The 22143-nt window shown below is 61.1% G+C and carries 19 protein-coding genes and 1 pseudogene; 14 read left to right on the plus strand and 6 right to left on the minus strand.

From position 1 onward, the window contains the following. Nucleotides 1-422 precede the first annotated feature (422 nt). Both BN1132_RS05730 and BN1132_RS05735 read left to right on the plus strand, forming a co-directional pair. Nucleotides 423-1079 (plus strand): VIT1/CCC1 transporter family protein, encoded by a 657-nt coding sequence (locus BN1132_RS05730; RefSeq protein ID WP_042075841.1) that lies wholly within the window; start codon nucleotides 423-425, stop codon nucleotides 1077-1079. A gap of 92 nt (nucleotides 1080-1171) precedes the next feature. Then, nucleotides 1172-1621, plus strand: coding sequence for an SRPBCC family protein (locus BN1132_RS05735; RefSeq protein WP_042075843.1), 450 nt, complete (start codon nucleotides 1172-1174; stop codon nucleotides 1619-1621). Nucleotides 1622-1707: 86 nt separating this feature from the next. Here the strand turns inward: BN1132_RS05735 and BN1132_RS05740 are convergent, their stop codons facing one another. Next, on the minus strand, nucleotides 1708-2208 hold the full coding sequence (locus BN1132_RS05740) for a DUF1993 domain-containing protein (RefSeq protein ID WP_042075844.1): 501 nt from the start codon (nucleotides 2206-2208) through the stop codon (nucleotides 1708-1710). 271 nt (nucleotides 2209-2479) lie between these two features. Between BN1132_RS05740 and ydfZ the strand changes: the two genes are divergently transcribed. From ydfZ to fabF, 3 genes are all read left to right on the plus strand, one after another. Next, nucleotides 2480-2677 (plus strand): putative selenium delivery protein YdfZ, encoded by a 198-nt coding sequence (gene ydfZ / locus BN1132_RS05745; protein ID WP_042075847.1) that lies wholly within the window; start codon nucleotides 2480-2482, stop codon nucleotides 2675-2677. Nucleotides 2678-2865: 188 nt separating this feature from the next. Next, nucleotides 2866-3393 (plus strand): winged helix-turn-helix transcriptional regulator, encoded by a 528-nt coding sequence (locus BN1132_RS05750; protein WP_042075882.1) that lies wholly within the window; start codon nucleotides 2866-2868, stop codon nucleotides 3391-3393. After that, nucleotides 3390-4667: a beta-ketoacyl-ACP synthase II gene (fabF, locus tag BN1132_RS05755; RefSeq protein WP_042075850.1), complete on the plus strand. Its 1278-nt coding sequence runs from the start codon at nucleotides 3390-3392 to the stop codon at nucleotides 4665-4667. Before BN1132_RS05750 ends, fabF begins: the two co-directional genes overlap by 4 nt. 251 nt (nucleotides 4668-4918) lie before the next feature. Here the strand turns inward: fabF and BN1132_RS05760 are convergent, their stop codons facing one another. Then, a complete protein-coding gene (locus BN1132_RS05760) occupies nucleotides 4919-6289 on the minus strand; it encodes a DUF4397 domain-containing protein (RefSeq protein WP_042075852.1) in 1371 nt (456 codons plus the stop codon). A gap of 295 nt (nucleotides 6290-6584) precedes the next feature. On the opposite strand from BN1132_RS05760, the gene BN1132_RS05765 reads away from it, so the two are divergent. After that, complete coding sequence (locus BN1132_RS05765) at nucleotides 6585-7370, plus strand: hypothetical protein (RefSeq protein WP_042075854.1); 786 nt, start codon at nucleotides 6585-6587, stop codon at nucleotides 7368-7370. A gap of 288 nt (nucleotides 7371-7658) precedes the next feature. Next, nucleotides 7659-8552 carry a LysR family transcriptional regulator gene (locus BN1132_RS05770; protein WP_042075856.1) on the plus strand — a complete coding sequence of 298 codons (894 nt, stop codon included), beginning with the start codon at nucleotides 7659-7661 and terminating at the stop codon, nucleotides 8550-8552. 127 nt (nucleotides 8553-8679) lie between these two features. On the opposite strand, the gene BN1132_RS05775 is transcribed toward BN1132_RS05770, so the two are convergent. Further along, nucleotides 8680-9198: a hypothetical protein gene (locus BN1132_RS05775; RefSeq protein WP_084202615.1), complete on the minus strand. Its 519-nt coding sequence runs from the start codon at nucleotides 9196-9198 to the stop codon at nucleotides 8680-8682. 173 nt (nucleotides 9199-9371) lie between these two features. On the opposite strand from BN1132_RS05775, the pseudogene BN1132_RS20445 reads away from it, so the two are divergent. The 3 genes and pseudogenes from BN1132_RS20445 to BN1132_RS19915 form a co-directional block, all read left to right on the plus strand. Next, nucleotides 9372-9570 (plus strand): annotated as a pseudogene (locus BN1132_RS20445) (DUF2846 domain-containing protein); the annotation flags it as partial. A 153-nt stretch (nucleotides 9571-9723) separates the two neighbouring features. After that, nucleotides 9724-11157: a deoxyguanosinetriphosphate triphosphohydrolase family protein gene (locus BN1132_RS19380; protein WP_084202616.1), complete on the plus strand. Its 1434-nt coding sequence runs from the start codon at nucleotides 9724-9726 to the stop codon at nucleotides 11155-11157. Further along, a complete protein-coding gene (locus BN1132_RS19915) occupies nucleotides 11144-11944 on the plus strand; it encodes a hypothetical protein (protein ID WP_157005338.1) in 801 nt (266 codons plus the stop codon). The genes BN1132_RS19380 and BN1132_RS19915 overlap by 14 nt, the downstream gene beginning before the upstream one ends. A 102-nt stretch (nucleotides 11945-12046) precedes the next feature. Here the strand turns inward: BN1132_RS19915 and uvrD are convergent, their stop codons facing one another. Beyond that, on the minus strand, nucleotides 12047-14218 hold the full coding sequence (uvrD, locus tag BN1132_RS05785; protein ID WP_042075859.1) for a DNA helicase II: 2172 nt from the start codon (nucleotides 14216-14218) through the stop codon (nucleotides 12047-12049). A 416-nt stretch (nucleotides 14219-14634) separates the two neighbouring features. Between uvrD and BN1132_RS05790 the strand changes: the two genes are divergently transcribed. The 4 genes from BN1132_RS05790 (at nucleotide 14635) to BN1132_RS05805 (ending at nucleotide 19484) form a co-directional block, all read left to right on the plus strand. Next, nucleotides 14635-15633, plus strand: a complete 999-nt coding sequence (locus tag BN1132_RS05790) for a BMP family lipoprotein (protein WP_042075861.1) — start codon at nucleotides 14635-14637, stop codon at nucleotides 15631-15633. Nucleotides 15634-15720: 87 nt separating this feature from the next. After that, a complete protein-coding gene (locus BN1132_RS05795) occupies nucleotides 15721-17289 on the plus strand; it encodes an ABC transporter ATP-binding protein (RefSeq protein WP_042075862.1) in 1569 nt (522 codons plus the stop codon). Then, entirely contained in the window at nucleotides 17286-18404 is a 1119-nt protein-coding gene (locus BN1132_RS05800; protein ID WP_042075864.1) for an ABC transporter permease, read from the plus strand. Before BN1132_RS05795 ends, BN1132_RS05800 begins: the two co-directional genes overlap by 4 nt. A 114-nt stretch (nucleotides 18405-18518) precedes the next feature. Continuing rightward, the gene (locus BN1132_RS05805; protein WP_042075866.1) at nucleotides 18519-19484 is read left to right on the plus strand and encodes an ABC transporter permease; all 966 of its coding nucleotides are present in this window, start codon (nucleotides 18519-18521) and stop codon (nucleotides 19482-19484) included. A gap of 76 nt (nucleotides 19485-19560) precedes the next feature. On the opposite strand, the gene BN1132_RS05810 is transcribed toward BN1132_RS05805, so the two are convergent. Continuing rightward, nucleotides 19561-20733 carry a M28 family metallopeptidase gene (locus BN1132_RS05810; protein ID WP_042075868.1) on the minus strand — a complete coding sequence of 391 codons (1173 nt, stop codon included), beginning with the start codon at nucleotides 20731-20733 and terminating at the stop codon, nucleotides 19561-19563. Between the two features lie 502 nt (nucleotides 20734-21235). Then, nucleotides 21236-22141 (minus strand): LysR substrate-binding domain-containing protein, encoded by a 906-nt coding sequence (locus BN1132_RS05815; RefSeq protein WP_042075869.1) that lies wholly within the window; start codon nucleotides 22139-22141, stop codon nucleotides 21236-21238. Between the last annotated feature and the right edge of the window lie 2 nt (nucleotides 22142-22143).

Below are 22143 nucleotides of genomic sequence, written 5' to 3' on the forward strand. Positions count from 1 at the left end.
GGCCAAGAGGGGGGCGGGGGCCGCCCAGCCCAGGCAGCCATAAAACAGGCCAAGCAGGACCACCATCAGCTTTGTCATCGAATCCTTCCGAGTCGCGGGTATGGCGGCGATTATATGAGCAAACGGCGACAATAGCCTCAATCTTGATCAATTCCTCGAAGATCCATCTAAAAATCACAGCATTAGCGAAAGAGTCAGATGCAGGTACTGGGAGAACCGCGTCTGAGCGGCCAGCGCCCCTATCCTGACGCCCATGGTCGCAGGGCCTCAAAAGAGCGCCACCCTACAGGCCGCTGTTGATGGGGCATGCGGGCTTTTTCACTACCAAGCTGGATGGTGGCTGACCGGTGCATTGGGTTGCCTTGACCGGGGCCAGAAGCCGACTCATGATCATGTTTTAACTGTCACTTGTGAGCGACTTTATGAACCAGACCCGCTTTTCCCCCATCGACCCTATCTCCCGCTACTCCGAGATCCTGTTTGGACTCCTCATGGTGCTCACCTTCACCGGTTGCTTCAACGCGTTCGAGGCGGGACAGGCAGAGATCAAGGAGCTGTTGATCGCCGGTATCGGCTGCAACATCGCCTGGGGCATGATCGACGCCATCGTCTACCTCATCACCACCCTGACCGAACGGGGCCGCGCCCTGCGGTTGCTGCAACGGCTCAACCAGTTGCAGCCGGGCGATAACCGGGGAATAGCGGCGCTGCGGGACGCCCTGCCCGGCCCGCTGGCGGCAATTTTCCGCGACGATGAACTCGGCGACTGGCAGGCGCGCCTGCGCCAGCAACCCGAGCTGAGCCAGGGCCCCATCTTCCGCTGGAACGACCTGCTCAACAGCCTGGGGGTCTTCCTGATGGTGTTCCTCTCCACCTTCCCGGTGCTGCTGCCCTTCATGTTTATGCAGGATCCGGTGCCAGCCCTGCGCCTCTCCCACGCCATCGCCCTGGCCATGCTGATGGGGATTGGCTATGGCCTGGCCCGCTACGCCGGCTCGCCGCGCCCTTGGCTTATCGGCGTGCTCTTCGCCGCGGCCGGCGTCGCCATCGTGCTGGTCACCATAGCCCTGGGGGGCTGAGGGAGCCCTCCTCCCCCACCTTGGCACAGGCCGCCACCAACCCAGGCGGCGGCGACTATCCTTGCTCCGGAACCACAGAGAAGGAATCCATCATGAGCACAGGCACTGTCACACTGCATCGCGTCCTCAAGGCCCCGCCAGAGCGGGTCTATCGCGCCTTTATCGACGGGGATGCCCTCGCCAAGTGGCTGCCTCCCCACGGCTTCACCTGCAAGGTGGCGCATCTGGAGGCCAGGGTCGGCGGCAGCTTTCGCATGGCGTTCTCGAATTTCGCCACCGGCCACAGCCACGCCTTCGGCGGCGAATATCAGGAGCTGGAGCCGGGCAAACGCATCCGCTACACGGATCGCTTCGACGACCCCAATCTGCCGGGGGAGATGAGGGTCACCATCACCCTGACCGAGGTGGTGTGCGGCACCAGCCTGGAGATAGAGCAGGCCGGGATCCCCGAGCTCATCCCGGTGGCCATGTGCTACCTCGGCTGGCAGGAGTCCCTGGTGCAGCTCGCCGCCCTGGTGGAGCCCGAGATCCCGAACGAATGACCCGGCGCCATCCCGGGGATGCCGGACCCGCAAAAAGCAAAGAGCCTGCCGGATGGCAGGCTCTTTTCATGTGCAATGCCCAGCACTCATTGCAGGTTCAGGCCGCCCAGATAGTCCCGCTTGCCCAGATCCACCCCGGCCTGGCGCAGCAGGGCATAGGTCATGGTCAGATGGAAGTAGAAGTTCGGAATGCCGTACTCGTGGACGCAGGTGTGACCGTCCATCCCCTTGCCACCGGCCCAGTAGGGGTAGTAGTGGCCGCTCGCATACCGGCTGAAGTCGGCGTCCAGCTTGCCCTCCAGATAGACGATGGTCCTGGCGACGTGGGCGCGCAGGTCCGCCATGGTCTTGGGATCGTCCCCGAGCACCGGCGGCTCGCTCAGGCTGGCGGTGGCCACCACGGCGCGGGCGCTGTCACAGCAGATCAGCACCTGCTTGCTGAACGGCAGCATGTCGACGATCAGGCGCTCGCCGAGGAAGTTCTCCACATTGAATTTCTTCGCCTCGGCGTGGGCTTCGGCCTTGGCGAGGCAATGGTCGAGGTTGGTCAACATCTTGATAAACTGGGCGGCAATATCACGGTTCATAACAGGCTCTCGGTTGGTTGAAGGCAGATATGCGAGCGGCCTCCACTATAGCGCATCCGCCTTCCGGTTCGAGCCCGGGGCAACACAAAGCGGCCACGGGCTGCGACAGGGAGTGGCAGGCGACGCGCCCCCGGAGCGCCCCGGTTCAGGCCCTCCCGGCCCCCTCTGCGATTTTTTTGATCTGTGACAGGCATCCCGTTTTTTGATGGGCGTAGTCTGGAGCCCGCTGTCCCGACACGGGCCGGGACCCACACCCGAAAAGGAGAATGCCATGAAGATCTACGATCGAAACCGCAATGTGCTGACCCTGGGCCAGCGCGTCATGATCGCCGCCACCGGCGCCGTCGACGTCCTGAAGGAGGCCCACACCGACAACCTGACCCCCTATGAGGCGGAGCACGAGAAGTGCGTGCTGCTGACAAACAGCCAGGAGCGCTACGCCCCCATCGAGTTGATTAGACTAGGCTGATCCCGTTTTCCGTCACCCTACTCTTTACAATTCACCCGGCCGCCGCGCCCCGTCGGTGGCCGGGTTTCTGACTCCCAGCTTTTCCTATCCCCAAGATGTCGTCCGCCACCGGATGACACGAGTCACTTGCATAATGGAAGTAATGGCCGCAAGGTTACTTCCATTATGCAAGTAACCTGATGACCCATATGCGCAAGAAGAGTCTGAGTGAACAGCAGTGCCCCATCGCCCGCAGCCTGGATCACGTCGGCGAATGGTGGAGTCTGCTGATTATCCGCGATGCCATGCATGGCCTGTCGCGCTTCGATGAATTTCAAAAGAGCCTTGGCATCTCCCCCAACATACTGACCCGGCGCCTGAGCGCCCTGGTCGAGGGGGGCCTGATGGAGAAGCGGCTCTACTCCGAACGCCCCCCTCGTTATGAATATGCGCTCACCCCCCGCGGCCAGGATCTCAGCACAGTGCTGATCGCGCTGCTCACCTGGGGCAACAACCACCTGGCGCCCGAGGGGACCAGCATCCAGCTGAGGGATGCCCAGACGGGCGAGCTGGTCGAGCCCCTGCTGGTGGACAGGCGCACCGGTCAGGAGATTTCACCCTCGCGCCACAGATTGGTGCCGGGACCGGCCGCCAGCGACGGCATGAAGCAGCGTCTGTGCCATGCCAATGGCGTGATGAGCGGCAACCCCCCTTCGAAACAGGAATCAGAATCATGACCTCAACTCGCATCGTGGTGACAGGAATGGGCGCGGTGACCCCGCTTGGATCTGGGGTGGAAACCGTGTGGCAACGGCTGCTGGCGGGCCAGTCCGGCTTGCGCCGCCTGCCGGAGGCCTTCACCGAAGGGCTGGCGGCCAAGGTGGGCGCCATGGTGCCCTCCCTGGCCGAGGATCCCCTGGCCGGGTTTGACCCCGATGCCGTGGTGTCGACCAAGGAGCAGAAGAAGATGGATCGCTTCATCCTGTTTGCCATTGCCGCGGCCAAGGAGGCCCTGTCGCAAGCCAACTGGGCCCCCGCGACGGCAGCTGAGCAGGAGCGCACCGCCACCATCATCGCCTCTGGCATCGGCGGTTTCCCCGCCATCGTCGAGGCCGTGCGCACCACGGATGAGCGGGGCCCGCGCCGCTTGTCCCCCTTCACCATCCCCTCGTTCCTGGTCAACATGGCGGCGGGCCATGTCTCCATCAACTTCGGCTTCAAGGGGCCGCTCGGGGCACCGGTCACGGCCTGCGCCGCCGGGGTGCAGGCCATTGGCGACGCCGCCCGGCTCATTCGCTGCGGTGAGGCCGACATCGCCATCTGTGGCGGGGCCGAGGCCACCATAGACCGCGTCAGTCTCGGCGGGTTTGCCGCCGCTCGCGCCCTGTCATCCGCCTATGCCGATGATCCCGAAGCGGCCTCCCGCCCGTTCGATGTCGACCGCGATGGGTTTGTGATGGGCGAAGGGGCAGGGATCCTGGTGATTGAGTCCCTGGAGCACGCCCTGGCCCGGGGCGCCACCCCCATAGTGGAGCTGGTGGGATATGGCACCAGTGCCGACGCCTATCACCTCACCGCCGGCCCGGAGGATGGCGACGGCGCACGCCGCGCCATGATGGCGGCCCTGGCGCAGGCCGGCATTCAGGGGGCGGATGTCCAGCACCTCAATGCCCATGCCACCTCGACCCCGGTGGGTGACAGGGGGGAGCTGGCCGCCATCAAGGGCGTGTTTGGCGACAACCACCAGATTGCGGTGACCTCCACCAAGTCCGCCACCGGCCATCTGCTGGGAGCCGCCGGAGGCATAGAGGCCATCTTCACCGCCCTGGCCATTCGCGATCAGCGGGTGCCTGCGACCCGCAACCTGCAGCAACCCGACCCCCTCGCCGACGGCGTGGACATAGTGCGGGGCGCGGCCCGTGACATGCGGATAGAGCACGCCATCTCCAACGGCTTCGGCTTTGGCGGCGTGAATGCCAGCGTGCTCTTCAAGCGCTGGCAGGGGGCCTGATCTCGCCGGCGACTGGGCAGCTTGCCGTTGACTGAGCTGCCGGCGAACGCCTCGCCGACACCCTTCATCTTGGGATGCATCTTGGGACACCCAGCTTTTTGAGCTCGACCGCCAACCGCGGCGACACGCACAACAAGAGGGATGTCCCAGTTTTCCTGCCCGATTCGTTCAGGATTTCCCACCATAAAAAGACCCAAACTGATGCCATCAGTTTGGGTTTTACTATGGGTCTTTTGGTCAGCGGAGGAGCATCAGTTGCTGCCGACGTCCTCCAGGATCAGCAGCGCAGGATCCACGCCCCCCACGCTGTCAGACAGGGCCGCCGCGGTCAGCACCTGGCCATTGGCCAGGGTGACCGGCAGGGGGCCAATGACCGGCGCCTTGTCGCCCGATGCCGTGACGGTGACAAAGTAGTCTCCGGCGGCGACGGCAAGATAACCGCTGTCCGCCTTGAAGGGCACGGCCTTGAGCACCGGAGTCGCGCCGCCGATGTCCGTCCCCGCGGTCAGGTAGACGTCCACCGCCGGGGCCGTGGGGGCCGCATGAAGTACCCTAAGCTGCGCCTCGGTCGCCACCGAACGACCGGTATCGGTCAGCAACAGCGGCTCTATGGTCTCGCCGGATGGCCCCATCAACTGGCCCACGGCAAACAGGGAGTAGCGGGCGCCCGCCTTGAGCGGCACGTCGCTGGCGTTGATCACCTCGGGCGCAGTCGCGCCGGTCGGCGTCACCACAAGGTCATAGTCGGCGGCGGCCAGCTCCAGATACCCGGTATCCCCCTTGAAGGCCAATCCTTGCAGCGGAGCCGCCGTCGGGGCCACGCCATTCACCCGGATGTCGACTGCAGGGGCATCGGCAACCGCATGAACCACCCTCAGCTGAGCCTGCTCATCGGCAGACAGGATGGGGGTGGCACCAGCACTGTCGATGGCGAGCAGCTTGACCGGGCTTGGCCCTGCCCCCAGGTTGTCGATCGCCGCGATCAGCAGGTCGCTACCGCCGTCGAGGGTCAGCGGGCCCGAGTCATACACCGCGGCCGCGCTCCCCGGCAGGGTCAGCCGGATCTGGTATGCACCCGCGGGCAGGGTCAGGGGGTCGCTATGGGTCTTGAAGGGGATATTGGCCAGCGTCGGGCTGGTCAGCGCGGCCCCGGGAGCTGTGACATGGACGTCGACGGCGGGGGCAGTCGGCGCGGCATGCAGCACCTGCACGCGAATATCCCCGCCCGAGGGCGCCTGGTTCGGCCGCTCAATCACCAGAGGGCCAAAGGCAGTATCCCCGCTCCCCGCCAGCTTGCCGACCGCCAGCACGTCGTACTGGGTGTCCGGTTTCAACTCGAGCGACACCGGGCCTATGACGGTCGTCGTACCGCCCGGCAGTATGCCGTCTACCGCGAGCTCGTGACTGCCTGCCGCAATCGGCTTGAGCCCGCTGCTCGAGCCATAGTCAACGGCCGTCAGGAATGCAGCCCCATCGACACTGACATTCACCTTGGGGGCATCGGGGGCGAGGTGGCTGATCCTGATGGCGGCATTGGGCGGACTGCTGTCATTGTCACTGCCTCCGCACGCAGCCAGACCCAGTATCATTGCGAGTGCGGCACAACGTTGAATCCATTTCATCTGGTCATTCTCCATTGATTGGTCCCCACAGGCATATGCATCTCCCTAATGACTGGATCATCATCCTTTGTACTTTATTCGCCCAGCCCGTGACGCAGCCTGGACGGCCAGGAGCGGCTCACCCGCCCTGCCCCCGTCACGTCGGCAGAGAGCGCCTCGTTCAGATAGCGGGTGTGCCCGCACCATGTCCCCTGCTATTGATTACTGTCAGTGAATTTTCATATCAGCCGAGCGCCATTTCAGTGAACACCTCACCGCCCTAGACTGCTTCTCGAACCTTAACGAGGAGTCTTGTATGAAACTCACCCATATCCCGTTGCTGGCCGGCACCCTCGCCTCGGCCCTCTCTTTCAACACCTTTGCCGGTGATCTGGTCTCGGTGCAGTTCAGCGATGGCCGCCCCGCCGTCAGCGGGGTCGAGGCGGTCAACAAAGCGCTCAACCCCATAGGCGTCAACGTGGTCACCGTCGACATCCCCGAGGCCGCCAGGCCCCTGCTCGAAGCCTCCCACCGCCGCGCCCTGACCAAAGCGGAGCACGGCGCCCTGATTTCGGCCTTCAACCTGAGTCAGGGGGAGCTGCTGGAGCAGGCCAGGCTCGCAGGGCGCGAGCCCGCGGTGCAGGGGGGCGGCGTCGCCACCGAGGAGACCGGCGTCGGCCCCTACCCCAAGGTCTATGACCTGATGGCGCTGGACGAGCGCACCCGCAGCGCCGTGCTGGGCAAATATGGCCGCATGCACGTCAACTCCGCGGAGGACGGCACCGACATCGACGAGGTGATGACGGTGGTCAGCGGCGGGCCGTTCCGCTGGGGCTTTACCCTGCAAGACGGCAGCATCGCCCGCTTCCAGATCGACAAGGTGGGGCTTGAGGACAAGGCCGTGCGGATCAGCTATCACGGGCTGGGCATGCATGCCGGGCTGATGGACGCCAGACAGGGGCTGCTGGTGGCCTTCGCCCACGGCCCCGAGGCATTCACCATGCGCTACCAGGCGGACGTGCCCCACGCCCAGCTGCTCGGCACCAACCCCTGGGCCGATGTCGGCATCACCCTGCCCCCCGCCCCCGGCAAGGTGCAGTAAGCCGGTGCGTGCCATCTGGCGGCGGGGCCCGGGCCCTGCCGCCTGCTTTTATGCCTGCCATGCCTGCCGTCACGGGCCGGGGTGCCCGGGGCCCATCGCCTGCCTTACGCCTGCGTGTCTGCCGGGCCCGCCACGCCCCGGAAAGACCTTTATCCGGGCCGGTCTGCCACGGGCAACTCTCTATCTGGCCGGGGATGGGGGGTGGACACCCCATGGATCCGCACTATTGTGATAAAAGTGCGTAATGATGGCGCCATAATTTACCATTAGTGAATTAACGGGGGCAGGATGAACAAGATCACGGCGCTGAACGTCTTTCGCCGGGTGGTGGAAATGGGCACCTTCAGGGCGGCGGCGGACGACCTGCGCCTCTCCCAGGCGGCGGTCAGCAAGAACATCAACGAGCTGGAAGCCTTTCTCGGCATCGCCCTTATCAACCGCACCACCAGGCGGCTGAGCGTCACCGAAGCCGGCATGGCCTATTACGGCCAGATATGCGCCGTGCTGGACGGCCTGGAGGCCGCCGACCAGTCCATCATGGCCGCCTCCTTCACCCCCAGGGGCAGGCTGAGGATCGGCATGCCCATGTCCTACGGGCTGATCCGCCTCAACCCCCTCGTCTGCGAGTTCCAGCACCGCTATCCGGACATCGGCATCGAGGTGATCCTGAGCGACGCCTATATGGACCTGGTGGATCAGGGGCTGGATCTGGTGATCCGGGGGGCAGGCACCCTGGAGGACTCCACCCTGCGCGCCAAACCCCTGTGCGAGGTGCAGCGGGTGCTCTGCGCCGCCCCCGACTACCTGAAGGAGGCGGGCCGGCCCGCCCACCCGGCGGATCTCAAGGCCCACAACTGCCTGCGCTACAGCCTCTCCTCCTCCCCCAACAAGTGGTTCTTCACCCGGGACGCGGAGAGCCTGGCGGTAGAGCTGCCCCCCGCCAGCTTCTGCGCCAACAACGGCATCGCCCTGAAACAGGCGGCGGTGCAGGGGCTCGGGGTGATCCTGGTGCCCAAAGAGTTCGTGTCGAGCGAACTGGCAGACGGCACCCTGGTCAGACTGCTCCCCCACTGGCAGCCCGACCCCCACGCCCTGTTCGCCGTCTACCCCTTCCACAAGGAGCAGTCCCGCAACGTGCGGCTCTTTATCGAATTTCTCGTCAAGGCGTTTCAGTTGCGGTGAGCCCGACAGGCGGGATCCTGAGGTTTGTGCCTCTCGGGCGAAACGCCGATAACCCACCTCTATGCGGCGTTTAGGTTCGATTAGCGAAGCGTCATCGGACGATCGCGCCATCGGATGATCCCTCTGGCTACCGCCCGTCGTCCAGGTTGACGGCCCTTGCCTGCGTTGCCGATGTATCAGTAAATAGTCGCCTGCCGAGATGACGGATCAGCAGCAAAGGGGACAGCAGGGTGAGCAACAACCAGTGGGTATGGGGCAGGATAAAGGTCCAGATGATCTCGTGGGGCAGCCAGGTCGACGCGGTCGCCGTCATAAAGGCGAGGTCATAGGTCTGCCACAACCAGAGCCCGGCAAAGAGCGGCAGCGGCAGCAACAGCGGGCGGGGCGTCAGCAAAAACAGGGGCCAGAAAGCACAAGCGAGTACGGCGCTAAACTCCAGCATGGCAGGGGCCAGCTCGGCAAAGGTCCGCCCTTGGGAGAAGCCGCCCCATTCGAGAGACGTATCCTCGGCCAGTGCAGGCCACCAGGATGCGTATTGAAACAGGGTAAACGAGATCATAAACAGCAGGCTGGTCAGCAGCGCCAGCGCCGTTTTTCGCAACAACCACAACCCCAGCCGGCGCAGTGTCGGCATCCATGTAGACATCAATGACTCCTATCTGGTAATGGGGCAGTATGCCTTGGCTGGTTTCAGCTTCAAAGCGGTACGCCATGTCCGTTTATTGTCGAAATATTGAATCCCGTCACATCGGTACCAGTCTGAGCGATTGCGTGTCAGCAAGGCCCCATGCGAACCTTTATTTGCCTTTCTTCCAACCAAAACAGAGTGCACCGGGCAGCCGCATCTCCTACAAATCGGAGAACGACGCCACCCAGACTCTTAGTGCCGAGGGCGGGCAAAAACTGCTGCGTCTGGCAAGAGGTCAAGATGGGCCTGCTGATGACCCGCTCCAAGCTGAGTCAGGTCAGTGAGGAGGAAGGCAAGCAAGGGGTGATGGAGAGCAAGTTGGTTAAGTGACCAGATACCTTCACCTAACAAACACGACGTAGCTTCACCAGTTACGCCGCTATCAAAAAGTGGGGGGCAGACACTATGAGCAAAAAATCTTGGCTCCCTATTCAGGGGGGTTAGCGGTAGAATGTTTAACATGCAATTTGATCTGAGGTCACTATGAGTTTGAATTGGGAATCATTATTAAATAGCTCACGACGGAAAACTAAATCTGGTGAAAAAAATAGTTCAGTAAGCACTTCATTTGGTCGTGCTGAGTTAGAGAGAGACTTCGATCGAATATTATTCTGCACTCCCACTAGAAGATTAGCGGATAAAACACAAGTTTTCCCACTAGATACCAATGATAGTGTAAGAACGAGGCTTACCCACTCATATGAAGTATCTAACTTAGCTAGAGGTATTGGGAATCGCTTAGTATTTGAGCTGAAAGATGCTGTCTTTGGGGAGATGGCTGCTCGACCAGGTCTAGAAAGAGATATACCCTCTTTGCTAGCTGCAATAGGTTTGGCTCATGATCTTGGAAACCCACCATTTGGGCATAAAGGCGAAGTTGCAATACAAGAATGGTTCGGAAAAAATAAAACGCATTTCCTCAATGAAGGGGAGGAAGATGACCGTTTTAACGATTTTTTGAAATTTGATGGTAATTCACAAACCTTTAGATTAGTGACACGATTACAAATATTAAATGATAGTTTCGGTATTAATTTGACGTATGCTACCTTAGCCGCTCTCATAAAATACCCACAAGGTTCATCGCATAACAATCCGACATGGAAAAAGCACGGATTCTTTTCTTCTGAACAAGAGATTGTAAACGAAATATGGGCGGAGACAGGATTGTGTGATGGGCGTCGTCACCCTCTAACGTATTTGATGGAGGCTTGTGATGACATTGCATATTCGGTATTGGATGCTGAGGATATAGTCAAAAAAGGATTGGCATCTTTTTATGATTTAATTGGCTCTTTGCAGGAGGAATATAAAAAAAGTAATAAAGAAGATGATAAAACTAAGTTACTTGGAAATGTCATCGAGCTTAGCTTAGAGAAAAATGAAGAATTTAAGAGCCAGAATATATCACCTACAGAGCTGAACGACATAAGTATGCAAATGTTCAGAGTGTATTCTATTTCCTTCCTTGTGGAAGCAGTTGTGAACGAATTTAAAAAATCTCCGCTTGGCTTTACAGGGAAAGATTTGATGAGTCACAGCGATGGTGCTTTATTATGTAGTGTTTTAAAAGACTTCGATTACAAGTTAGGTTACAGGCATAAGTCTGTACTTAAGCTTGAGCTGCAGGGTTATAACTATATACATAAGCTTATGGATATGCTTTGGATTGGGATTCACGGTGCATTGAGTGCGCCTCATGAGGATAGATTCAGATCGCAAACACCATTCGGCAAATATGTCTATGGGAGAATTTCTGAGAATTATAGAAGAATATTTGAAGATAAGGGAAATACCCTACCTATATGGTATAAAGAGGCTCAACTCTTAACTGATGCTATATCAGGTATGACTGATACCTATCTGATATCACTCCATAATGAACTTTCTGATTTGATTGGCAATGAAGCCTGTTAAAGATAAAAAGGCATTAGAAAAACGTGTAGGCCGATTCTTTTCTTCGGATATGAGCGGCCGTCACGTTGTGACTACTTTCATTAAATATATTGCCAGTGCTTATCCAACGTTTATCTTTGGGGGGATGATAAGAGACATTGCACTTTTTGGGTTGGCCAAATTCGACTCGGATATTGACATTGTTGTTGATGCCAACCAAAAAGATCTTCAAGATTTGTTAGAGTCTTATCATGTGGGTCACCTAGTCAAGAATAAATTTGGTGGATTTAGGTTTAGAATTCAAATCTTTGATATTGACATATGGTCAGTTAGAGATACTTGGGCTTTCAAGAATAAAGTCGTAGAGTACACTGATATAAGTAGTGTGCTGGATACTACATTGATGTCATGGGATGCGATTTTATATGATGTAAAAAATGGTAGAGTAATCTGTCGAGATGAGTACTTTTCTGATCTATCAAGTAATCGTCTAGAATTGATTTTAGATACAAATCCTAATTATTTAGGGTCAATTGTTAGAGTATATAGGGCTATTTTTTGGAAGGGGGCTACTTACCTTGGCCCTAAAGCATGCAAATACATTTTAGAGTCTTATAATAAACTATCAAAAGATGAAATTATCATGTATGAAACAATTGGTTTCAGAAAGAAGTTTATAACATCAGAAAAAATAGATGCATGTACTTACAAAATACTTTATGGAGAACGGTTATTTAATAATGACTGTTTCATCGGAGATATGACGGAACAGGAAAATCAGATGTGGTTGTGGGAGCCTAGAGCCTGATCGTACATCTTTTATTTTTTAAAACTGTAGATTAGCGGAAGTGTATTCGGACAATATCAACCCGGCCTAAGCCGGGTTGGTTGCATCAAAAGGCGGGAAAAATCACAGCGCTTCCAATCTGGCATACGCCGTCACCAGCCACTTGGCGCCGACGTCGTCGAACTGGATCTGCACCCGGCTCTGCTGGCCGACCCCTTCGAAGTTGAGCACGATCCCTTCCCCAAATTTCGGATGCAGCACCCGCTGGCCGAGCTTGATGCCGCTGGCGTCGAAGCTCTGCTGCACCTCGTTCTGGCTGAAGCGGCCGTACTGGGTGGGGCGGCTGACCTGGGTGCGCAGCCGGATCTCTTCCAGACACTCGGCGGGCATCTCGCGGATAAAGCGGCTCGGCTTGTGGAACATCTCGCGGCCATAGATGCGGCGGCTCTCCGCATAACAGATGTAGAGCTTCTCCATGGCGCGGGTCATGCCGACGTAACAGAGGCGCCGCTCCTCCTCCAGCCGCCCCGACTCCTCGGTGGATTGCTGGCTGGGGAACATGCCTTCCTCGACGCCGACCAGCAGCACCAGGGGATATTCCAGCCCCTTGGCGCTGTGCAGCGTCATCAGCTGCACCGCATCGGCATATTCGTCCGCCTGATTCTCGCCGGATTCCAGCGCCGCGTGGGCGAGGAAGGCGGAGAGATCGCTCATGTCCTCCAGCTCGTCCGGGCGCTGGTACTGACGGCAAGCGGTGACCAGTTCGTCCAGGTTCTCTACCCGCGCCTGGGATTTCTCGCCTTTTTCCGCCAGATACATGGCCTTGAGGCCGGAGTGCTGGATGACGATGTCCGCCTGCTGGTGCAGTGGCAGCAGGGAGACCTGTTCCTCCAGGGCATCGATGAGATCCACGAAGCCGCGCACCGCGTTGCCGGCGCGACCGGTCAGCACCTTGTCATTGAGCAGTGCCTTGGCGGACTGCCACAGGTTCTGGCCCTGATCCCGGGCGTTGTTGCGCAATATCTCGAGGGTGCGATCGCCGATGCCCCGGGTCGGGGTGTTGACCACCCGCTCGAAGCTGGCGTCGTCGCCACGGTTGTTGATGAGGCGCAGGTAGGCCATGGCGTCCTTGATTTCCTGGCGCTCGAAGAAGCGCAGGCCGCCATAGATGCGGTACGGCATGGCGTCCTGCATCAGCGCCTCTTCCAGCACCCGGGACTGGGCGTTGGAGCGATAGAGGATGGCGCAGTCGGCGAGCAGACCCCCTTTCTCTTTCCAATCCTTGAGGCGGCCAACCACGAAGCGGGCCTCGTCCACCTCGTTGAAGGCGGCGTAAAGGGAGATCGGCTCGCCCTCGGCCCCCTCGGTCCACAGCTCCTTGCCAAGGCGCTCGGCGTTGTTGGCGATGACGCAGTTGGCGGCTTTGAGGATGTTGGCGGTGGAGCGGTAGTTCTGCTCGAGGCGGATGGTCTGCGCCCCCTGATAGTCGGTCAGGAAGCGCTGGATGTTCTCAATCTTGGCGCCGCGCCAGCCGTAGATGGACTGGTCATCGTCACCGACGATCATCACCTTGCCGGAATCCCCTGCCAGCATCCGCAGCCAGGCGTACTGGATGCCGTTGGTATCCTGGAACTCGTCCACCAGGATGTTCTGGAAGCGGTCGCGGTAGTGCTCGAGGATGTGGGGCTTGTTCAGCCACAGCTCGTGGGCGCGCAGCAGGAGTTCTGCGAAGTCCACCAGCCCGGAGCGATCGCAGGTCTCCTGATAGGTCTTGTAGATCTGCTGGTAGGTGCGGGTGACGGGGTCGCCGTAGAGATCGATGTCGCCGGGGCGCAGCCCCTCGTCCTTCTTGCCGTTGATGTAGCCCATCACGGCGCGCGGGGCCCAGTGCTTCTCGTCGAGGTTGAGCGCCTTGAGCACCCGCCGGATGAGGCGGTACTGGTCGTCGGAGTCGAGGATCTGGAAATCCTGCGGCAGGCCCGCATCCAGATGGTGGGCCCGCAGCAGGCGGTGGGCGATGCCGTGGAAGGTACCGATCCACATGCCGCGCACGCCGTCGCCGATCACTTTTTCGACCCGGCCGCGCATCTCGGCCGCCGCCTTGTTGGTAAAGGTGACCGCGATGATGGAGAAGGGTGAACAGCGTTCCACCTGCATCAGCCAGGCGATACGGTGCACCAGCACCCGGGTCTTGCCCGAGCCGGCACCGGCCAGCACCAGCAGGTTGCAACGGGGGGCCGCCACCGCGTCTCTTTGCTTGTCATTGAGCCCGTCGAGCAGGGTTGAAACGTCCATCACCACTCCTGTTTATTTATACAGGCGGGGATTATACGGCCTGAGGCGCCAGAGACCAAATCAGCCTGACGGGAAGCTGTGCCCGACGGCCCAGTGCCGCGGGAGGCGTCCGGGGTGCAAATTGGCGTCAATGGAAGCCTTGATTTTCATCGACGGACGAAAACGCTTGCGCCTAACTCGATGAATACAAACAAAAATGTCATTTGACACCTATTAATCACAGCATTTAGTTCTGGAAACAACGCCAAAAACAATCACTTATAAGGCAAATTGCTTATATTTCAAACCGTTAACGCAAACGTTTTTCCTTTATGATCTCCTTGACCCACAATCTGGCTCACTTACAGTTAGCCAGCGTGCTTTATGACCTGCCACGGCAGGTTGTGGACCCTCACATAACAATCAAGGATACGATCGTGACTAAAGTGCTCAAGCTGGCCACCGTGGCCGCCCTCACCCTTGCTGCCCTGTCCGCCCAGGCAGCCTCCGAGCCCGCCGTCATCTATGACACCGCAGGCAAATTCGACAAGTCCTTCAACGAAGCCGTGTTCCGCAACGGCGTCGAACTCTACAACAAGGACAAAGGCGTCAAGGTCAAGGAGTTCGAACCCCAGAACGAAGCCCAGCGCGAGCAGGGCCTGCGTCGTCTGGCCAGCCGTGGCAACGGCCCCATCGTCGCCGTCGGCTTCAACATGGGCTCCGCGGTAGAGAAGGTCGCCACCGAGTTCCCGAACACCCAGTTCACCATCATCGACATGGTGGTCGACAAGCCGAACGTGCAGTCCCTCATCTTCAAGGAGCATGAAGGCTCCTTCCTGGTGGGTGCCCTGGCCGCCATCGCCTCCAAGACCGGCAAGGTCGGCTTCGTGGGCGGCATGGACATCCCGCTGATCCGCAAGTTCCAGTGCGGCTACGAGCAGGGCGCCAAGTACATCAATCCGAAGATCGACGTCTACCAGAACATGACCGGCTCCACCCCGGCGGCCTTTGCTGACCCGGCCAAGGGTGCCGAGCTGGCCAAGTCCCAGTTCGCCAAGGGCGCCGACGTGGTCTATGCCGCCGCCGGCGGTACCGGCATCGGTGTCTACCAGGCCGCCAAGGACGAAGGCAAGTTCGCCATCGGCGTGGATTCCAACCAGAACCACCTGCAACCCGGCACCATGCTGACCTCCATGGTCAAGTCCGTCGGCCTGGCCGCGTACAAGACCTGGGATGATGCCGCCAAGGGCACCTGGAAGCCCGGCATCCAGTCCCTGGGTCTGGCGGAAGGCGGTGTTGACTGGGCGCTGGACGAGAACAACGCCAAGCTGATCACCCCGGAGATGAAGGCCAAGGTCGAGAGCATCAAGGCCGACATCATCGCCGGCAAGATCAAGGTGCACGACTACATGAGCGACAACTCCTGTAAGTACTGAGTCACCGCTACTACTCTCAACCCAAGATGACCGGCCCATACGGGCCGGTTTTTAGTCTCTACTTCATGACTCGCAAGGACCTGCATCATGGACCAGACAGATCGCTATGCCATCGAATTAAGAGGTATCGATAAGCGCTTTGGCGAGGTTTACGCCAACAAGCAGATCGACCTCAAGGTTCGTAAAGGCAGCATTCACGGCATCGTCGGCGAAAATGGCGCCGGCAAGTCGACGCTGATGAGCATCATCTACGGTTTCTACCACGCCGACAGAGGCGAGATGCTGATCGACGGTCACCCCTTCAAACCCCATGGCTCACAGGATGCGATCGCCGCAGGCGTGGGCATGGTGCACCAGCACTTTATGCTGGTGAACAACTTCACCGTGCTGGAGAACGTGATCCTCGGCGCGGAAAACGGCTGGCATCTGGGCAAGAGCCTGGGCGCGGCCGAGAAGCTGCTCGGCGAGCTGGCACGGGACTATGGTCTCGAGGTGCCGCTGCACGAGAAGATCGAGGATCTGCCGGTGGGCCTGCAGCAGCGGGTCGAGATCCTCAAGGCGCTCTATCGCGGCGCCCGTATCCTGATCCTGGACGAGCCGACCGGGGTGCTGACCCCGCAAGAGGCGGATCACCTGTTCGAGGTGCTCAAGAAGCTGCGGGATCAGGGCACCACCGTCATCATCATCACCCACAAGCTGCGGGAGATCCTGGCCATCACGGACCAGGTCTCCATCATGCGCCGCGGTGAGATGGTGGCCCACGTCGCCACCAAGGATACCGACAAGGAACAGCTCGCCGAGCTGATGGTAGGCCGCAAGGTGCGCCTCAAGGTCGACAAGGGCACCGCCCACCCGGGCGAGGCCAAGCTCAAGGTCGAGGGCCTCAGCTACGTGGACGACGCCGGCGTGGAACGGGTCAAGTCAGCCAGCTTCGAGGTACGGGCCGGGGAAGTGGTCGGCATCGCCGGCGTCTCCGGCAACGGCCAGTCCGAGCTGCTCAGCCTGCTCGGCGGCATCATCAAGCCCAGCAAGGGCAGCTTCAGCATCCTGGGTGACGGCAAGGCCCACCTGGTCGATCCCTCCCGCCCGGCCAACCCGGAGCAGGTGCGCAACTTCGGCCTCGGCCACATCCCGGAAGATCGCCACAAGATGGGGCTGATCAACCGCTTCGAGGCGAAAGAGGCCTTCATCCTCGGCTACCACCAGCGCGCCCAGTACAACAAGGGCTGGCTGCAGGACAAGGAGGCGATCCGCCAGGATTGCCAGGCCAAGATGGACAAGTGGGACGTGCGCCCGCCCCATCCCGAGCACAAGACCGCGAACTTCTCCGGCGGCAACCAGCAGAAGCTGGTGATCGCCCGGGAAGTGGAGCAGGACCCGGATGTGCTGCTGGTCGGCCAGCCGACCCGCGGGGTCGACATCGGCGCCATCGAGTACATCCACCAGCAGATCATCGCCATGCGCGACAAGGGCAAGGCCGTGCTGCTGGTGTCGGTGGAGCTGGACGAGATCATGAGCCTGTCTGACCGTATCCTGGTCATCGCCGACGGTCGCATCGTTGGTGAGCTGGACGGCGCCAAGGCCGATGAACGCACCATAGGTCTGATGATGGCTAACATCATTCCCGACGAGATTGCCAAGGAGGCTCGCCCATGAGCCAAGCACGTGTTCCCGCCTGGATTTCCGTGGGCATCCTGCCCGCGATCAACATACTGCTGGCCTTCCTGGTGTCGGCCATCCTGTTCTATTACCTCGACATCAGCCCGATCGATGCCGCCGAGATCATGTGGTATGGCGCCTTCGGCACCGGCGAGGGGATAGGCTTCACCCTCTACTACGCCACCGGCTTCATCTTCACTGGTCTGGCGGTGGCGGTGGCCTTCCACGCCGGCCTGTTCAACATCGGCGGTGAGGGGCAGGCCTATATCGGCGGCCTCGGCGTCGGTCTGGTCTGCCTGCTGCTCGGCGACGTCTTGCCGTTCGCCCTGCTGCTGCCGCTCGCCATCATTGCCGGCGGTCTGTTCGGTGCGGCCTGGGCCTTCATCCCGGCCTGGCTGCAAGCCAAGCGCGGCAGCCACATCGTCATCACCACCATCATGTTCAACTTCATCGCGGCCTCCTTGATGGCCTACCTGCTGGTGGACATCTTCAAGCCGGCGGGCTCCATGGCCACCGAGAGCAAGGTGTTCGCCGTGGCGAGCTGGCTGCCGAAGATGAGTGAACTGGCGGCCGGTTTCGGCATGGATATGCCCAACAGCCCGCTCAACATCAGCTTCTTCTGGGCGCTGATCTGCGCGCTGCTGGTCTGGGTCTTCATATGGCATACCCGCTGGGGCTACGAGATCCGCTCGGTCGGCGCCAGCCAGAGCGCCTCCGCCTATGCGGGCATCTCCTATCCCAAGGTGGTGATCCTGGCCATGGTGATCTCCGGCATGCTGGCGGGCTTCTTCGCCCTCAACGTGCTGCAGGGCGAGCTGCACCAGATCAAGCTGAACTTCGTGGAGGGCTTCGGCTTCACCGGCATCGCGGTGGCCCTGATGGGGCGCAACCACCCGGTCGGCGTCATCATCGCCAGCCTGCTGTTCGGCTTCCTCTATCAGGGCGGCGCCGAGCTCAGCTTCGAGTTCGGGGTGGACCGCAACATAGTGGTGGTGCTGCAGGGTCTGGTGATCCTGTTCTGCGGCGCCCTGGAGCACATGCTGCGCCCGCGCATCGAGCAGGCCTATCTGGCCTTCGCCAACCGCTCAGCCGCGCAAGTCAAAGGAGCCTGACCATGTTCGAAACGCTGATATTGATGCTGGATGCCACCATCCGTACCGCACCACCGCTTATTCTGGCCGCGATGCGTGACAGGAATGTTCTGTGCGTAGAAGGGAGTCCAAGCCATGTTTGAAACCCTGATATTGATGCTGGATGCCACTATACGTACCGCACCGCCGCTCATTCTGGCCGCTATGGCGGGGATGTTCTGTGAACGCTCCGGGGTGGTCAACATCGCCCTGGAGGGCAAGCTGCTGGCCTCCGCCTTCGCGAGCGCGGCGGCCGCCGCCGTCACCGGTTCGGCCTGGATCGGGCTCGGCGTCGGGGTGGGGATCTCCATCCTGTTCGCCCTGATGCACGGCTTCGCCACCATCACCCACCGCGGCGATCAGGTGGTAAGCGGCATGGCCATCAACATACTGGCGGCCGGCCTGACCGTGACCCTGGGGCGCTACTGGTTCGATCAGGGCGGTCAGACCCCGGCACTGTCCGGTGACGCCCGCTTCGCCCCCATCGACCTGCCCTACGCCAAGGAGCTGTACGACGTGCCCGTCATCGGCCAGCTCTACAGCGAGCTCTTGAGCGGCCACTCCCTGCTGGAATACGTGGCCTTCGCCGCCGTGCCCCTGGCCTGGTGGGTGCTGTTCCGCACCCGCTTCGGCCTGCGCCTGCGCGCCGTGGGCGAGGCCCCGGCCGCGGTCGATACCGCCGGCATCTCCGTGGTGCGCATGCGCTACACCGCCCTCATCATCGGCGGCCTGCTGGCCGGCATCGGCGGCACCTACCTGGCGGTGGCCCAGACCGCCCAGTTCATCCCCAACATGAGCGCGGGCAAGGGCTTCATGGCGCTGGCGGCGCTGGTGTTCGGCAAGTGGCGCCCCTGGAACGCCATGGCGGCCTGCCTGCTGTTCGGTTTCCTCGACGCCGTCGCCATCCGGTTGCAGGGGGTCAGCATCGGCGACTTCCCGATCCCGGTGCAGGCCATCGAGGCGCTGCCCTACATCCTGACCGTGTTCCTGCTGGCCGGCTTCATCGGCAAGGCGGTGGCACCCAAGGCCCTCGGCACCCCCTACGTCAAGGAACGGGAATAGCTTCCCGCCCCTGCCAAAAATGCAAAAGGCCCACGACAGTGGGCCTTTTTTTGCGTGCTTCATTGCCCCTGACGCCTCAGTTTATCTTGCCCATCTCGATGGCAAAGCTGGTGGCCAGCTGGGCGAACTTGAGGGCGTGGGCAGCCGAGGGATCGGAATTCTGCAAGGTATCCTGGGCGGTGTGGATATTGGGGTTGTAGTCGTTGAAGCGCGACTCGAACGGCATGGCGGCCGGGTAGCCCTGATTGTGCCAGGAGGCGTGATCCGAGCAGCCGTAACCGCAGCTGTCGTAGCCGTAGCGGATCTGGGGCAGATAGGCGTCGAGCAGCTGGGCCAGATAGCCGGTCAGCCCCTGGTCGGTGTAATCGGTCATGAAGACGATGTCTTGTGCCGAGCCCTGGTAGTTGGTCATGTCCAGCTGCAGCGCCGCCAGCACCTTGGTGTTGGCCGCCTTGTAGCGGGTGGCGATGTCCTTGGAGCCCCGCAGCCCCACCTCTTCCGCCGCATAGCCGATGAACTGCAGGGTGCGCTCCGGCTGGCGACCCTGCTCGGCGATGACCCGCAGCACCTCGGTCAGGGTGGCGATGCCGGAGGCATCGTCGTCGGCGCCGGGGGCCAGGGTGCGGCTGTTGGGGGCCGAACCCGCGGTGGAGTCGAGGTGACCGCCGAGCACCACCACTTCGTCCGGGTAGCGGCTGCCCTTGAGGGTCAGCACCACGGATTGCTGCGGATAGCCGCTGTGCTTGACCCGGCTGACGCTGGCCCAGGGCAGGGCGGCGCTCAGGGTCTGCCACTGGCCGGCCACCCAGTCCGCCGACTGCACCCCTGTGGTGGTGGTGTAGTAGCGGTTGCGCCAGCTGGCGAGCTGGCCGATGGTGCCGGCTATGTTGCCCTGATCCAGATAGGGCAGCAGCCGGTTGACGCTGGCCCCCTGGGTCAGCGGCGGGGCGCTGAACAGGTTCTGGCTGATGGGCTGGGCCATGCTCTGCAGGGCGTCGGCCAGGGTGCTGTGCACCACATAGCCGCCGCAGCGCTGATGACCTTCGTGCATCAGGTGGGAGAGGGTGCCGAGTTCGCTCGCCTCGACCTGGGCCAGCTGGATCGGGGCGCCGCTGGCGCTGAACAGGGGAGCCGGCTTGGCCTTGACCTGCTTGAGCTCGACGCCGCTGTCGGCACCGATCGTGATCCAGACGGGGTCGGCGGCCTGTACGGCGAGGGGCAGCAAGAGGGCGGTCAACAAGGGTTTCATATCGGATCCTTCCAGATAGTGTTGCGGGCAAATGCGCCAAATGGGTGTCATTAGACGACCTGACCAGTCTAGCCAAGGGTAAATGGGTGTGGATTTGCCCGTCTGGTGCAACCATCCCTCCGTCCGGTGGGGGCCGCGGCAGGATCTGCTGTTTACTGCCCCGGTACGAGGGGGGCGGGCGGAGCTTTGTGCTGGCGAGGGGAACCTGCGCAGCGTGCCCGCCGCAGAGGCGGCGTGCGGCCCTGACCTGGGGGGCTGACAAAGGGAGTCAAACTGTGCCATGCCGGCGCGGATAGCCGGGGGCAGCAACGACAGGCCGGCAGCAGGGTGATCCATGACATCATCGGATGGGGGGCGGCCAGCGCCTGTTGAGCAACAGGACGCTGGCGCCAGGTCATGGGAAGCGAAAGGTGTTGCAAGGCTGGGGGGACGGTCCCCACAGCGATGGCCTGCTTCAACATCTGCCTTCCAACACCTGATGGGGGCGTCTGTTATCAGAGAGTCAGCCGATGGGCCGCACCAGGGCGGGCTGATGGGGATCGCTGAGGCGCTCGGCCAGATAGTCCACCAGCAGCCGCACCTTGGGGGAGAGGTGGCGGTTGTGGGGATAGAGGGCCCAGATCCCCTCCTCGGGGGCACGCAGCTCCGGCAGCAGCTCGATGAGATCCCCCCGGGCCAGGTGGTCGCTCACGTAGTAGTCCGGCAGCTGGATGATGCCGATCCCCTTGATGGCCGCATCCAGCAGTGCGTGGCCGCTGTTGCACTGCAGCAGGCCGCGCACCCGCACGCTGTGGGGTTTACTGTTCAGGGTGAAGTGCCACTCGTCCCCGTTGCCCACCAGACAGGTGTGACGGGCCAGCTCCGAGAGGCTGTTGGGCATGCCGTGGCGGGCGGTGTAGGCGGGGGAGGCGCACACATAGGGCACCCGCTGCGCCAGCTTGCGGGCCACCAGGGTCGAGTCCTTGAGGTGGCCGAGACGGATGGCGAGATCGTACCCCTCGTGCACCAGATCCAGCAGCTGGTTGGTGAGGTTCAGGGTCACCTCCAGCTGGGGGAAGCGCACCATGAAGTCGTTCACCAGGGGCGCGATGCGGCTCTCGCCGTAGGAGACGGGGGCCGTGATGCGCAAGGAACCTTGCGGCACCGCCTGATGGCGCCCCACCGCCAGCTCCGCCTCGTAGAGGTTGTCCAGCAGCTGGCGGCAGTGGCGAAAATAGATCTCCCCGAGTTCGGTGAGACGCACCTGGCGGGTGGTGCGCAGCAGCAGCTTGGCCTGCAGCCTGTCTTCCAGCTGCGCCACCTGGCGGCTCACCTGGGCCACCGACACCCCGAGCTTGCGCGCGGCCGGGGTGAAGCCCCCCTGCTCCGCCACGCTGACAAATTCACAGACCCCTTCCCAGCCGAACATTA

Source organism: Aeromonas sanarellii, assembly GCF_000820085.1.
In the GTDB taxonomy this organism is placed as follows: Bacteria; Pseudomonadota; Gammaproteobacteria; order Enterobacterales; family Aeromonadaceae; genus Aeromonas; species Aeromonas sanarellii.

Excerpts from the sequence above, each read along its gene's own strand:
- BN1132_RS05730 (WP_042075841.1), top strand. The coding sequence starts at position 423 with ATGAACCAGACCCGCTTTTCCCCCATCGACCCTATCTCCCGCTACTCC.
- BN1132_RS05735 (WP_042075843.1), top strand. The coding sequence starts at position 1,172 with ATGAGCACAGGCACTGTCACACTGCATCGCGTCCTCAAGGCCCCGCCA.
- BN1132_RS05740 (WP_042075844.1), bottom strand. The coding sequence starts at position 2,208 with ATGAACCGTGATATTGCCGCCCAGTTTATCAAGATGTTGACCAACCTC.
- ydfZ (WP_042075847.1), top strand. The coding sequence starts at position 2,480 with ATGAAGATCTACGATCGAAACCGCAATGTGCTGACCCTGGGCCAGCGC.
- BN1132_RS05750 (WP_042075882.1), top strand. The coding sequence starts at position 2,866 with ATGCGCAAGAAGAGTCTGAGTGAACAGCAGTGCCCCATCGCCCGCAGC.
- fabF (WP_042075850.1), top strand. The coding sequence starts at position 3,390 with ATGACCTCAACTCGCATCGTGGTGACAGGAATGGGCGCGGTGACCCCG.
- BN1132_RS05760 (WP_042075852.1), bottom strand. The coding sequence starts at position 6,289 with ATGAAATGGATTCAACGTTGTGCCGCACTCGCAATGATACTGGGTCTG.
- BN1132_RS05765 (WP_042075854.1), top strand. The coding sequence starts at position 6,585 with ATGAAACTCACCCATATCCCGTTGCTGGCCGGCACCCTCGCCTCGGCC.
- BN1132_RS05770 (WP_042075856.1), top strand. The coding sequence starts at position 7,659 with ATGAACAAGATCACGGCGCTGAACGTCTTTCGCCGGGTGGTGGAAATG.
- BN1132_RS05775 (WP_084202615.1), bottom strand. The coding sequence starts at position 9,198 with ATGTCTACATGGATGCCGACACTGCGCCGGCTGGGGTTGTGGTTGTTG.
- BN1132_RS19380 (WP_084202616.1), top strand. The coding sequence starts at position 9,724 with ATGAGTTTGAATTGGGAATCATTATTAAATAGCTCACGACGGAAAACT.
- BN1132_RS19915 (WP_157005338.1), top strand. The coding sequence starts at position 11,144 with ATGAAGCCTGTTAAAGATAAAAAGGCATTAGAAAAACGTGTAGGCCGA.
- uvrD (WP_042075859.1), bottom strand. The coding sequence starts at position 14,218 with ATGGACGTTTCAACCCTGCTCGACGGGCTCAATGACAAGCAAAGAGAC.
- BN1132_RS05795 (WP_042075862.1), top strand. The coding sequence starts at position 15,721 with ATGGACCAGACAGATCGCTATGCCATCGAATTAAGAGGTATCGATAAG.
- BN1132_RS05800 (WP_042075864.1), top strand. The coding sequence starts at position 17,286 with ATGAGCCAAGCACGTGTTCCCGCCTGGATTTCCGTGGGCATCCTGCCC.
- BN1132_RS05805 (WP_042075866.1), top strand. The coding sequence starts at position 18,519 with ATGTTTGAAACCCTGATATTGATGCTGGATGCCACTATACGTACCGCA.
- BN1132_RS05810 (WP_042075868.1), bottom strand. The coding sequence starts at position 20,733 with ATGAAACCCTTGTTGACCGCCCTCTTGCTGCCCCTCGCCGTACAGGCC.
- BN1132_RS05815 (WP_042075869.1), bottom strand. The coding sequence starts at position 22,141 with ATGTTCGGCTGGGAAGGGGTCTGTGAATTTGTCAGCGTGGCGGAGCAG.